Genomic DNA, 12,552 nt, shown 5'->3' with positions numbered 1-12,552 from the left:
CGGCGATGTTCCCCCACCACCCCACCACCGTTCGGAAAGGACGAGCCGTGCTCCACAGAACGTGGCGGCGCGCGGCCATAGCCGCGGCCAGCCTGCTCACCCTCACCCTCGTCGCCTGCTCCGAGGAAGCCAGCGACGCCAAGGACCTGTCCGGCAACCGGGCCGGCGCCATGGCGGACTATGACGTCGGCACCCAGTTCACGGCGACGGAGCCGCTCTCCTTCTCCATCCTCTACAACAACCACCCGAACTATCCACTGAAGAACGAGTGGCTGTTCTGGTCGGAGCTGACCAAGGGGACCAACGTCAAGCTCGAACCGGTCGCCGTGCCGTTGAGCGACTACGAGCAGAAGCGCAGCCTGCTCGTCGGCGCCGGCGACGCCCCGCTGATCATCCCGAAGACCTACCACCCGGCGGAGAACCAGTTCGTCTCCTCCGGGGCGATCCTGCCGGTGAGCGACTACCTGGACCTGATGCCGAACTTCAAAGAGAAGATCGACAAGTGGGGGCTGAAGCCGGAGATCGACACCCTCCGCCAGTCCGACGGTAAGTTCTACCTGCTGCCGGGCCTGCACGAGAAGCCCTGGCAGGAATACACGGTGGCGGTCCGCACCGACATCCTCGACGAGCTCAAGCAGCCGGTCCCGAAGACGTGGGACGAGCTCTACACCGTGCTCAAGGCGATGAAGGCGAAGTACCCGGACTCGTACCCGTACTCGGACCGGTGGAGCAAGCCCACCCCCGGCGGCGCGCTGCTGCGGATCGCCGGCAGCTCCTTCGGCACCCAGGCCGGCTGGTCCTTCCAGCACAGCACCTGGGACCCGGCCGCCGGCAAGTTCGTCTACACCGGGGCCACCGAGCAGTACAGGCAGATGATCCAGTACCTCAACAAGCTGGTCACCGAGGGGCTGCTCGACCCGGAGAGCTTCACCCAGAGCGACGAGGCCGCCCGCCAGAAGCTCGCCAACGGCAAGTCCTTCGTCATCTCTAGCAACGCCCAGACCCTGGTCAACGACTACCGGCCGGACCTGGCCAAGACCATCCCCGGCGCGAAGCTGGTCAACATCCCGCTGCCGGTCGGCCCGGCCGGCGAGATCAACCCCGCCTCCCGGCTGGAGAACGGCGTCATGATCTCCAAGAAGGCCCGGGACAGCAAGAACTTCGTGGCGATGATGCAGTTCATCGACTGGCTCTACTACTCCGACGCCGGCCAGGAGTTCGCCAAGTGGGGCATCGAGGGCACCACGTTCGTCAAGGACGCCGCCGGCAAGCGGATGCCCGCCCCCGACGTCGACATGATCGGGCTCAACCCCAAGGGCACCAAGCACCTGCAGAAGGACTTCGGCTTCGCCAACGGGGTCTTCGCCTACGGCGGCAAGCTGGACCTGATGCAGTCCTTCTTCTCCCCGGAGGAGCTGGAGTTCCAGAAGGTGATGAACACGCGCAAGCCGGTCGACGTGCCGCCGCCGGCCCCGCTCACCGACGCCGAGCGCGAGCAGGTGTCGCTGTGGGAGACGCCGCTGAAGGACTACGTCACCCAGAACACGCTCAAGTTCATCCTGGGCCAGCGACCACTGACCGAGTGGGACGCCTACGTCGGCGAGCTGAAGGCCAAGAACGCCGACCAGTACATCGAGGTGGTCAACAAGGCGTACGAGCGGTTCAAGAAGGACAACGGCTGACCGTCCGGTCCCGGCCGGCCCCCACCACCGGGGGCCGGCCGGGACCGGCGGGCCCGGCCGGCACGACGAGCAGGACAAGGACGACATGCGGATCCACGTTCCAGACCGGCCCGCGGGCCGGCTGACCGACGCCTGGCGGGCCTGCGTCGGCACCGGCCGGTTCGAGCTGGCGCTGCGGCGCGACTACCAGGACTCGCTGGCGCTCGTCCAGCGGGACATCGGCTTCCGGCACATCCGGGGGCACGGCCTGCTCAGCGACGGCGTCGGCGTGCACCGCCCCTACGAGTACGCGGGGTCGCGGCGCGTGCGGCACTCGTTCACGTACGTCGACCAGGTCGTCGACGCGTACCTGGAGCTGGGGATCCGGCCCTTCGTGGAGCTGGGCTTCATGCCCTCGGGCCTGGCCTCCGGCGACCAGACGGTGTTCTGGTGGCAGGGCAACGTCACCCCGCCGCGGTCCTGGACCGAGTGGGCGGACCTGGTCCGGGCCACGGTCGCGCACCTGGTCGACCGGTACGGCCTCGACGAGGTGCGCGGTTGGCCCATCGAGGTGTGGAACGAGCCGAACCTGACGGCCTTCTGGCAGGATGCGGACCGCGACGTCTACCACCGGCTGTACGAGGTGTCGGCGCACGCCGTGAAGGAGGTCGACGCGTCCCTGCAGGTCGGCGGCCCGGCTATCTCCCCCGGCTCCGACGAGTGGCTGGTGCCCTTCGCCGAGTTCGTCGCCGCGCGGGACGTGCCGTGCGACTTCGTCAGCCGGCACGCCTACACCTCCGGCCCGGCGCAGCACGTGCCGTTCGGCACCCACCAGACCCTGGCCCCGGCGGAACACCTGCTGGAGCAGTTCGCCACGCCGCGCCGGCTGCTGGCCGGCACCGCCCTGGCGGAGCTGCCCGTGCACATCACCGAGTTCAACTCCTCCTACCGGCCCGACAACCCGATCCACGACACCGCGTTCCACGCCGCGTACCTCGCCCCCGTGGTGGCCGCCGGCGGCGACCTCGTCGACTCCTTCTCGTACTGGACGTTCAGCGACATGTTCGAGGAGGTGGGGATCCCGACGGCGCTGTTGCACGGCGGCTTCGGCCTGCTCACCCACCGCCAGCTCAAGAAGCCCACCTACCACCTGTACGCGTTCCTGGCCCGGATGGGCGACCAGGTCCTCGCCCGCGGCGCGGACCACCTGGTCACCCGCGACGCCGACGGCCGGGTCACCGTGCTGGCGTGGGCACCGGTGGACGTCACCGGCCGCGAGCCGGTGCCGCAGCGGCACACCCTGGCGCTGTCGGTGCCGCTGGACGCGCCCGGGGCGACGTCGGCGTACCTGGCGCGCTCGTCGGTGAGCGAGGAGGCCGGCAACGTCCACGCGGCCTGGGCGGAGATGGGCCGGCCCCGGTCCCCGCTGCCGCGCCAGCTCGACGCGCTGCGGGAGGCCGCCGAGCCGGCCCGCGCCCACCGCAGCCTGCCGGTGGCGGGTGGCCGGGTGGAGGTCGACCTCACCCTCGCCCGGCACGAGGTGACCCTGGTGGAGATCGACGCGGTGCGCGACGAGACCCCGCCGTGGTGGGACGGCGACCGGCTGCTCGGCCTGCCCGGCCGCGACGGGACCGGCCACGGCGGCGACGGGCGAGCCGACGGCGGGCGACGCGACGGCGACCCGGCCGGCGGGGGCGACCGCCCGTGAGCGGCGACGCCGCGCGCGCCGCCCGGCAGTTCGGCGAGGGCCCGCTGTCGCGGTCCGCCGCGCGGGTCTACACCCTGCTCGTCGTCGAGCTGCTCCTGCTGCTGGCCTGCCTGCCCGGCCTGGTGCCGCTGGTCCTGCTCGACGCCGACGCGAGCAACATCCCGCTCTACGCCGCCTGCGCGCTGCCGCTGGGCCCGGCGCTGTCGGCCGCGCTGTACGCGCTGCACCACCAGCGCCCCGACCTGACCGACCTGCGGCCCGCCGCCGCGTTCCGGCGCGGTTACCGGGCCAACCTGGCGGGGGTGCTGCGGATCTGGCTGCCACTGCTGGCGTTGCTCACCGTCGTCGCGGTGAACCTCGCCCACCTGGACGTCGCGGGCGTGCCCCGGTGGTGGGCGGTGCCGCTGGTCGGCGTCGCCGCGCTGGCGGCCCTCGTCGGGGCGAACGCGCTGGTGATCACCTCCCTGTTCGCGTTCCGGGCCCGCGACGTGGCCCGCCTCGCCCTGCACTTCGTGGTCCGCGCCCCCGGGGTGGGCATCGGCACGGCTCTGGTGCTGGTGGCGGGTGCCGCCGTCACGGCGGTCACCTCGGAGGCGGTGCTCGCGCTGGCGGGCTCGGTGGGCGCCCTCGCGCTGCTGCGCGTCGCCGCCCCGATGGTCGACACGATCCGCAAGGAGTTCACCGCATGAGCCTGCCCCCCGCCACGACCGGCCCCGCCACCGCCGGCCACGACACGACGGGCCACGGCGGGGGCGTGCACGCCGCCTGGCTGCCGCCGGAGGCGTTCGCCCCGCTCGGCTCGCGTCGCGTCCTCGTGCGCGGCGACGGGATGCTCGTCGACACCGTCTTCGACGAGGTCGAGCGGGCCTGCGCCCGGCACGGCGGGCGGGCGGACCGGACCGCCGGGGACCGGGAGGTGGACCTGGTGCTCGCGCTGCGCGACGCCGGGCCCCTGCCCGCGCCGGCGGCGGCGCTGGCCCGGACGGCCGGCGCCGGCGGGCCGCTCGGCGCGGAGGGGTTCGCGCTGGCCCGCGCCGAGGGCGTCACGGTGGTGCTGGCCGACGCGCCGGCCGGCCTGCTCTACGGGCTGTTCCACGTGGTGCGCCTCGGCGCGGCGGCGTTCGAGGGGGACCACCCGGCGCGGCGGCACGCGCCGGCGATGGCGCGGCGGCACGCGCCGGCGATGGCGCGGCGCATGCTCGACCACTGGGACAACGTCGACGTGGACCCGGTGATGGGACAGGTCGAGCGGGGCTACGCGGGCGGGTCGATCTTCTGGCGGGCCGGGGCGGCGCGCCGCGACCTCGACCGGGTCCGCGCGTACGGGCGGCTGCTGGCGGCGTGCGGCGTCAACGCGATCTCGGTAAACAACGTCAACGTCCACGCGACCGAGGCGCGACTGCTCACCGACCGCCTCGGCGACGTCGCCGAGCTGGCCGACGCGCTGCGCCCCTACGGCGTGCGGGTGCACCTGTCGGTCACCTTCGCCGCGCCCGTCGTCCTCGGCGGCCTGCCGACCGCGGACCCGCTCGACCCGGCGGTGCGCGCGTGGTGGGCCGCCGCGACCCGCCAGGTGTACGAGCGCATCCCCGACTTCGGCGGCTACGTGGTGAAGGCCGACTCGGAGGGGCAGCCGGGCCCGTTCACGTACGGGCGCGACCACGCCGACGGCGCGAACCTGCTCGCGGAGGCCCTCGCGCCGTTCGGGGGCGTGGTGCACTGGCGGGCGTTCGTCTACAACCACCGGCAGGACTGGCGGGACCGCTCGACCGACCGGGCGCGAGCCGCGTACGACCACTTCGCCCCGCTCGACGGCCGGTTCCGCGACAACGTGGTGGTGCAGGCGAAGTTCGGCCCGATCGACTTCCAGCCCCGGGAGCCGGTGTCGCCGGTGCTGGCCGCGATGCCGGCGACCCGGCTGGCGGTGGAGTTCCAGGTCACCCAGGAGTACACGGGCCAGCAGCAGCACGTGTGCTATCTCGCGCCCTGCTGGAGCGAGGTGCTGACGTTCGCGCCGTGGGGGCCCGGCGGGCCGACGGTCGCCGATGTGGCCGCCGGCTCGGGGCCGGGTCCGGCGACCGGCGGCGGCCTGGCCGCCGTGGCCAACGTCGGCGACGACCCGTTCTGGACCGGGCACCCCCTCTCCCAGGCCAACCTGTACGCCTACGGCCGGCTCGCCTGGGATCCCGGCCTCGACCCGATCGCGGTCCTCGACGAGTGGATCGACCTCACCTTCCCCGCGTCGACGGTCGGCGACCCGGCGCTGGTACGCGAGACGCTGCACGCCGTCATGGACGACTCGTGGCGCACCTACGAGCGGTACACCGCCCCGCTGGGCGTCGGTTTCATGGTCAGCCCGGCCCGCCACCACTACGGCCCCGACGTCGACGGCTACGAGTACTCGCGGTGGGGCACCTACCACTTCGCCGACCGCGACGGGGTGGGCGTGGACCGCACCCGCGCCACGGGCACCGGCTTCACGGGCCAGTATCCGCAGCCGTGGTCGCAGGTGTACGAGTCGCTGTCCGACTGCCCGGACGAGCTGCTCCTGTTCTTCCACCACGTCCCGTACGGGCACGTGCTGCGCAGCGGGTCGACCGTCATCCAGCACATCTACGACACCCACTTCGCCGGGGCGCAGCAGGTGGCGCAGATGCGGCAGCGGTGGCGACGCCTCACCGGGGTGATCGACCCGGCGGTGCACGCCCGGGTGGCCGAGCGCCTCGACGAGCAGCTGCGCTGCGCCATCGAGTGGCGCGACCAGGTCAACACGTACTTCCTCCGCAAGTCAGGGGTGCCGGACGTGCGCGGGCGGACGATCCACTGAACGCAGGCGGCGGGCTGTCAGTCATGTGACAGCTTCCCGGCCGCCGCCCCGCGCCAGCCCGGGTTCCCGCAGGTTCGGCCTCGACGCCGCACCCGCCCGACCGGGAGCGTCCGATTCCCGCTCGCCGCAGCCGGTCCGCGTCGGTGCTGCCGGTGCGGGCGCAGTCCGACCAGCGGCAGGTCCTCTCCTGGCGGCTGGAGGCTGACGGCCCGGCTGCCGTGATCGTAACCACAGTTCACGCGGCCGAATTGGGCGCGTGAAACCGTGGACCGCCTTGTTAACGTTTCGCGGTGCGTTCGTGTGGCCGCGCGTCCACCAGGAGGGCGGTTGCATCCCACCGGGCGCACGGGGCCGCCGTGTGCGACAGCCCCGCCCGACAGGTAACCCACAACGTGCTGCCGCCCGAGGTGCGGCACGCGGCCGATCGGCGGCACCCGCCGGCTTCATCAGGAGATTCTGTGAGCAGTCAACCCGCGGCGCCGGCCAAGCTCGACGCCGCCGTACTGAAGATCGCCGGGGTCGTGGTCCTCGGTGCGATCATGTCGATCCTCGACGTGACCGTGGTCAGCGTGGCGCTGCCCACGTTCCAGACCGAGTTCGACGCCTCCTACGCCCGGGTCGCCTGGACGATGACCGGCTACACGCTCGCGCTGGCCACGGTCATCCCGCTGACCGGCTGGGCCGCCGACCGGTTCGGCACGAAGCGGCTCTACATGGCGGCGCTCGTGCTGTTCACGCTCGGCTCGGGCCTGTGCGCCACCGCCGACTCCATCGGCCAGCTCATCGGCTTCCGGGTGTTGCAGGGCCTCGGCGGCGGCATGCTGATGCCGCTCGGCATGACGATCATGACGCGGGCGGCCGGGCCGGAGCGGATCGGCCGGCTGATGGCGGTGCTGGGCATCCCGATGCTGCTCGGCCCGATCGGCGGCCCGATCCTGGGCGGCTGGCTGATCGACGTGGCGAGCTGGCACTGGATCTTCCTGATCAACCTGCCGATCGGCGTCGTCGCGCTGGCCTACGCGCAGTGGGCGCTGCCGAAGGACGCCCCGGAGCCGTCGGAGTCGTTCGACTTCGTCGGCATGCTGATGCTCTCGCCGGGCCTGGCCCTCTTCCTCTACGGGGTGTCGTCGCTGCCCGAGACCGGCACGTTCGCCGACCGCAAGGTGTGGCTGCCGATGCTCGTCGGCGGGCTGCTGGTCGTCGCGTTCGTCGTCTACTCGTTCAAGCCGAAGCACCCGCTGCTCGACCTGCGGCTGCTGCGCGACCGCAACCTCACCGTCGCGTCCGTCACGATGGCCGTGTTCATGGTCGCGTTCATGGGCGCCGGGCTGCTGTTCCCGAGCTACTTCCTGCAGGTGCGCGGCGAGTCGACGCTCGACGCCGGCCTGCTGATGGCGCCGCAGGGCATCGGGGCGATGGTCACCATGCCGATCGCCGGCATGCTGGCCGACAAGATCCCGGTGGGCCGGACGGTGCCGTTCGCGCTGGTGCTGATCGCGGCGGGCTTCTTCGCGTTCACCCAGGTCGACACCGACACGTCCTACCTGCTGCTGTGCGGCTCGCTGTTCGTCATGGGCCTGGGCATGGGCGGCACGATGATGCCGATCATGACCTCGGCGCTGAAGACGCTGACCAACCACGAGGTGGCCCGGGGTTCCACGCTGCTGAACATCCTCCAGCAGATCGCCGGGTCGGTGGGTTCGGCGATCATGTCGGTGATCCTGACCAGCAAGCTGAACGACGCGCCGGTCATCCCGGGGGTGGTCGACCCGAACACGGGCGCGCCGGTCACCGAGGCCGGGCTGGCCATCGCCGTCAAGCAGAACCCGGACCTGGCCCAGCAGTTCCCGGTCGACCCGGGGCTGCTCCAGCGCGGCCTGGAGTTCGTCGCCGACTCGTTCGCCACGACGTTCTGGGTGGGCTTCGCCCTGGTGCTGGTGACGTTCGTGCCGGCGTTCTTCCTGCCGCGCCGGAGGCAGGTGTCCCACCTGCTCGACGACGAGCAGGCGCCGGCCCCGGTGCTGATCCACTGAACCGCTGATCCACCGATCCACCGGTCGCGGCGTGGGGCGCCCTGCCCCACGCCGCGACGGCGTCCCGGCCTCGCCCGCCCGGTGGGGCCGGGCGCTCAGGCCAGCGGGGCCACCGGGCGGAAGGAGCTGTCCGCCCGGAAGACGGCGGTGTCCTGGTACAGGTCGATCCGCAGCGCGTAGTCGTAGTGCCGCAGGTACCGGCCGGGGTAGTTGTAGGACTCCAGCGAGACCGCACCGGTGACCGAGCCGGGCCGGGCGCAGAACGTGGCGTCCCGCCCGAAGATCGCGCTGCCGTCGTTGGCGTCGGCCCGGATCCGGTAGTCGTAGTGCCGCAGGTACCTGCCGTCGGCGGTGCGCAGCGAGGAGCAGTTGGCGTCGGCGAGCCCGGCGACGACGGTGAGGGTGGCGTCCTGGCGGGCCTGCGCCGGGCTGGCCGTGGAGACCGGGTCGAGGTAGCCGAGGTTGTCGGCGCGGCGGGCCACGTACCGGTCGGGGAAGTTGACCGACTGCAACGACCGGGTGCCGGTGGGCAGCGTGACGCCGCCGGCAACCGTCTCGCGGAGCACCGTGAAGTGCCGGGCGAAGCCGGACAACCCGGGCAGCTCGACCGGCGGGGTCCAGGTGCGCAGCCCGTCGGAGCTGTCGCTGAAGAAGTACTTGCCGACCGTGTACCCGTCGAAGTAGATGCGCCAGCCCCCGTTGTCGAGCGGCACCAGCGCCTGGCCCTCGCGTGGGCCGCCCCAGCCGGCCCAGTCGCCGGTGCCGACGAAGGTGTAGGGGCCGTTCAGGCTGCTCGCCGTGGCGTGCTCGATGTACTTGGTGGTCTCCTGCTTGGCGAAGGCGTGGTACGTCGCGCCGACCTTCACCACGAACGTGTCGATGTGGTTGGGGCCGATCCCGGAAAGGAGCGTGGGCGCCCCGAACGCGGTGAGCGAGGCGTTGGTCGCGCGCAGCCGGTACGGCTTGAAGTCGGCCCCGTTGGTGGAGAGCGAGACGATCACGTTGACGCTGCCGTCGCTGTCGACGAACCACTCGGGGGCCCAGGTGTTCTGCACCGTCATCGGGATGGTGTGGTTGCGCAGGAACGTCCAGTTGACCCGGTCGGTGCTGGTGGCGAAGCCGATGGTGTTGCCGGTCCAGTTGGTGGTGTAGACGACGTAGTAGCGCCCGTCGGTGTGCCGGATGATGCTCGGGTCGCGGATCAGCCCGGTCGGCGGCGTGTAGGCGGGCCCGCGCAGCAGCCGGTAGCCGGTGGCGTCGGCCGACTCGTAGACGTACATGTTGGATTCGCTGCTGTTGGTGAACGCCGTCATCGTGTAGCGGGAGGTCTGCCCCGGTGGGGGCGCGGCGGCCGACGCCGGGGCGGCCCCGGCGGACGGCAGCGCGGCGACGAGCGACGCGAGGACGGTCGCGGCCGTCAGCGCCGCCCGACGCCACGACCGACGGACGGTTCGGACCATCTGCCACCCCCACGCCAACAATCGAAGTTACTCGATGTTAACGCTCGCCTCACCGGGTGACAACGAGGGCGTGCCGCCGGTCAGTGCGCCGCCACGACCACCGCGTCGGCCGGCAGGCCGGCGAGCCGGGCCGGCCGCACGACGACGAGCAGGACCGCCATGGCCGCCACCATCCCGCCCGCCACCACCAGGGCCATCGCCACCGCACCGGTGCCGAGCATCCCCACCAGGGGCGCGGCCACCGCGCCGACGCCGAACTGCACCGCGCCGAGCAGGGCCGACGCCGTGCCCGCCGCCTCGCCGTGCCGGGACAGCGCCAGAGCCGGCGCGTTCGGCATCGCCAGCCCCGCCGCCGCGAGCACCGCCCACAGCGACGCCAGCAGGGTCGGCAGCCCACCCAGGCCGGTCGCGGCGAAGACGAGCAGCGCCAGCCCGGCCACGGTCCCCGCGCCCAGGGCCGCGACGAGGATCCGCTGCGGGGAGTGGCGACGCAGCAGCCGCACGTTGAACTGGGTCGCCCCGATCAGCCCCACCGCGCCCGCCCCGAAGGCCAGCCCGAACTGCTGTTCGTCGAGGCCGTACTGCTGCTGCAGGACGAACGACGACCCGGCCACGTACGCGAACAGCGCCGCCATGGCCAGGCCGGCGACCAGCACCAGGCCGACGAACGTGCGGTCGCGCAGCAGCGAGCCGTACAGGGCCAGGGTGGCGAGCGCGCCGCCGCGCCGCCGCCGCTCGGCCGGCAGCGTCTCGCGCAGGCCGAACACGGCGACCACGACGAGCACCGCCCCGAAGACGGCCAGGGCCACGAACACGCCCCGCCAGTCCGTCCAGCGCAGCAGCCCGCCGCCGAGGGTCGGCGCGAGGACCGGTGCGGCCCCCATGACCAGCAGCAGCCGGGACAGCAGCGTGGCGAAGGCCGCGCCGCTGAACAGGTCGCGGACCACGGCCATCGCGACCACCGAGGCCGCCGCGACGCCCAGGCCCTGCACCACCCGCAGCGCGCCGAGGACGGCGACGTTCGGCGCGACCACGCAGAGCGCCGACGCCACGATGTGCAGCGCGATGCCGGCGATCAGCGGCTTGCGGCGGCCGACCGCGTCCGACAGCGGGCCGATCAGCAACTGGCCGACGGCGAGGCCGGCGAGGGTGCCGGTGAGGGTCATCTGCACCGCCGCCGACGTGGTCCGGAAGTCGGCGACGAGTGCCGGGAAGGTCGGCAGGTACATGTCGATGGTCAGCGGGCCCACCGCGATCAGCGAGCCGAGCACGAGGACGAGCCGCAGGCGCTGCCGGCGACCCATCGCGTCGCCCGGCGTCGGCGGGGCTGCCGGTGCCACGGTGGCGGCCTTCATCGGGACGCCCCGGCGCGGCCGGCGCGCGGCCGGGCGGGAAATGATGCAACGGTCACAACAGGCTCCAAATCCGGAGCCCGGCATCTGATTCCCCGCCCGGCGACAGGTAACGCAGGTCACAGGCCGGCGGGCCCCCCACGAAGGGTACGGGCGCGGGGGGCCCGCCGGGCGTCAGACGGTCGAGCAGGTCGCGCCGTTGAGGGTGAAAGAGGACGGTTTGCCGGCGTTGCCGGTGTGGTTCGCCTGGAACCCGATGTCCACCGATCCGTTCGGGGCGAGGCTGCCGTTGTAGGAGACGTTGCGGGCGGTCACCGCGCCGCTGGTCGGCGAGTAGGTGGCGTTCCAGCCGCTGGTGATGCTCTGCCCGGTCGGCAGCGTGAACGCCAGGGTCCAGCCGTTGACGGCCGCGGCGCTGGTGTTGGTGATCGTGACGGAGGCGGTCAGGCCGGTGCTCCAGGCGTTGACCGTGTACGCCACCCGGCACGCCCCGGACGCCGGAGGCGTGGTCGGCGGCGGGGTGGTGGGCGGGGGCGTCGTGGGCGGGGGCGTGGTCGGCGGAGGCGTCGTCGTCGGGGGCGTGCCACCGATGCTGCCCGGCACCGCCCGCAGCGCGTTGTACCAGGCGGTGGCCATCTTGCCGTAGCCCGTCGCGTTGGGGTGGATGCCGTCGGCCAGGTCGGCGTAGGTCAGCGCGCTGCCGATGTCCACGAGGTGCACGCGGCGGCCGGCGTTGACCTTGCCCTGCACGATGCCCGGGATGGCCGCGTTGTACGTCCGCACGGCGTTCTCGGTGCCGGACCGCGGGATGATCGTCGCGACGAAGACGTCCGCCGTCGGCGCGGTCGAGGTGATGCGGTCGATCAGCGTGGACAGGCGCGACGCGGCGGCGGTCGGGTCGCCGTACATGTCGTTGGTGCCGATGTGCAGCAGCACCGTGCGGGGCGTCGTCGCCCGCAGCCAGTTGACGACGTTGGCGTCGACCTGGGAGATGGTCCACCCCGAGTGGCCCTCGTGGTCGTGGTCGCCGAGGCTGGCCGGCCCGTTGAACATCGAGCCGACGAAGTCGATCCGGTAGCCGCCGGCGGCGAACTTCTGCCACAGGTCGATGCGGTAGCCGCCGGGGACGTTGAAGCCGTCCGTGATCGAGTCGCCCAGCGGCATCACCCGGACGCCGCCGTTGGACTCGGCGTTGGCGGGGGCGATCGCGAACGTGACGGCGGTGGCGACGACCGCCATGACGGCCGCCGCGGCGCCGAACAGGCGAGTTCTTCGTGTCATGCGTATCCTCCCGATGGTGGTTGCCCGGGCGAGGGACGCGCCGAGGCGAGGTGCGGAATCCGGGCGCGGCGGCGGCCCCGTCGAGGTCCGCCCACGGGCGGACGAGGGTGAACGGAGGCGCGGCGGGTCGGAGCACCACCGCAACTGCCGGGTATGGCATGGGAAGGCCAACCGTCAGCAGTGCCCGTGCGGCTGCGCCGCCGGCCCCGGCGTCCGGGCGGACGACCGGC

Annotated in this window: 8 protein-coding genes; 5 read left to right on the top strand and 3 right to left on the bottom strand. The window is 72.8% G+C overall.

Features of this window, described 5'->3' with window-relative positions:
- Positions 1-47 precede the first annotated feature (47 nt).
- The 5 genes from GA0070558_RS09460 (at position 48) to GA0070558_RS09440 (ending at position 8,229) form a co-directional block, all read left to right on the top strand.
- Positions 48-1,682: an ABC transporter substrate-binding protein gene (locus GA0070558_RS09460; RefSeq protein WP_091277745.1), complete on the top strand. Its 1,635-nt coding sequence runs from the start codon at positions 48-50 to the stop codon at positions 1,680-1,682.
- A gap of 85 nt (positions 1,683-1,767) precedes the next feature.
- Positions 1,768-3,369, top strand: coding sequence for a GH39 family glycosyl hydrolase (locus GA0070558_RS09455; RefSeq protein WP_091277744.1), 1,602 nt, complete (start codon positions 1,768-1,770; stop codon positions 3,367-3,369).
- The gene (locus GA0070558_RS09450; RefSeq protein WP_091277742.1) at positions 3,366-4,058 is read left to right on the top strand and encodes a hypothetical protein; all 693 of its coding nucleotides are present in this window, start codon (positions 3,366-3,368) and stop codon (positions 4,056-4,058) included. The genes GA0070558_RS09455 and GA0070558_RS09450 overlap by 4 nt, the downstream gene beginning before the upstream one ends.
- A complete protein-coding gene (locus tag GA0070558_RS09445) occupies positions 4,055-6,196 on the top strand; it encodes an alpha-glucuronidase (protein WP_091277740.1) in 2,142 nt (713 codons plus the stop codon). Before GA0070558_RS09450 ends, GA0070558_RS09445 begins: the two co-directional genes overlap by 4 nt.
- A 458-nt stretch (positions 6,197-6,654) precedes the next feature.
- Entirely contained in the window at positions 6,655-8,229 is a 1,575-nt protein-coding gene (locus GA0070558_RS09440) for a DHA2 family efflux MFS transporter permease subunit (protein ID WP_043963454.1), read from the top strand.
- 95 nt (positions 8,230-8,324) lie between these two features.
- Here GA0070558_RS09440 and GA0070558_RS09435 read toward each other — a convergent pair whose 3' ends face one another.
- The 3 genes from GA0070558_RS09435 to GA0070558_RS09425 form a co-directional block, all read right to left on the bottom strand.
- On the bottom strand, positions 8,325-9,689 hold the full coding sequence (locus tag GA0070558_RS09435; protein WP_091277737.1) for a glycoside hydrolase family 43 protein: 1,365 nt from the start codon (positions 9,687-9,689) through the stop codon (positions 8,325-8,327).
- An 80-nt stretch (positions 9,690-9,769) separates the two neighbouring features.
- Positions 9,770-10,993 carry a multidrug effflux MFS transporter gene (locus tag GA0070558_RS09430; protein ID WP_091277846.1) on the bottom strand — a complete coding sequence of 408 codons (1,224 nt, stop codon included), beginning with the start codon at positions 10,991-10,993 and terminating at the stop codon, positions 9,770-9,772.
- Positions 10,994-11,215: 222 nt separating this feature from the next.
- Positions 11,216-12,280 carry a cellulose binding domain-containing protein gene (locus tag GA0070558_RS09425; RefSeq protein WP_091277735.1) on the bottom strand — a complete coding sequence of 355 codons (1,065 nt, stop codon included), beginning with the start codon at positions 12,278-12,280 and terminating at the stop codon, positions 11,216-11,218.
- Between the last annotated feature and the right edge of the window lie 272 nt (positions 12,281-12,552).

It is taken from the genome of Micromonospora haikouensis (genome assembly GCF_900091595.1).
GTDB lineage: Bacteria > Actinomycetota > Actinomycetes > Mycobacteriales > Micromonosporaceae > Micromonospora > Micromonospora haikouensis.
The sequence above is the reverse complement of the archived record's forward strand: the minus strand, read 5'-3'. Positions and strand labels throughout refer to the sequence as shown.